The 479-nt window shown below is 73.1% G+C and carries 1 protein-coding gene; it reads right to left on the minus strand.

The window, feature by feature from the left end; all coding sequences use genetic code 11:
- Positions 1-479: aldehyde dehydrogenase family protein (locus tag CRT60_RS05240; RefSeq protein ID WP_143273101.1), on the minus strand; the 479-nt coding region annotated here is incomplete at both ends.

A 479-nucleotide genomic window follows, 5' to 3' on the forward strand; every position in this document is an offset into this window, starting at 1 on the left:
CTGCCGCCGATGGCCTCCACCGCCGCGGCGACGAAGCGGTCGAGGTCCGGCCCGTCCACCGCCAGCAGGATGCCGGGGTTGGTGCAGAATTGCCCGGCGCCCATGGTCAGCGAGGCGACGAACGCCTTGCCCAGCGCCTCGGCCTTTGATGCCAGCGCCGCCGGCATCAGGAAGACCGGGTTGATGCTGCTCATCTCGGCATAGACCGGGATCGGCTCCGCCCGTTTGGCCGCCACCCCCATCAGCGCCAGCCCGCCGCCGCGCGAGCCGGTGAAGCCGACCGCCTTGATCCGCGGATCGGCGACCAGCGCCGTGCCGATCTCCCGTCCGTTGCCGAACAGCAGCGAGAAGACGCCTTCGGGCAGGCCGCAGGAGGCCACCGCCGCCTGGACGGCGCGGCCGACCAGTTCCGAGGTGCCGGGATGGGCGCCATGGCCCTTGACCACCACCGGGCAGCCGGCGGCGAAGGCCGAGGCGGT

Origin of the sequence: Azospirillum palustre (assembly GCF_002573965.1) — a bacterium.
GTDB classification, from domain to species: Bacteria; Pseudomonadota; Alphaproteobacteria; order Azospirillales; family Azospirillaceae; genus Azospirillum; species Azospirillum palustre.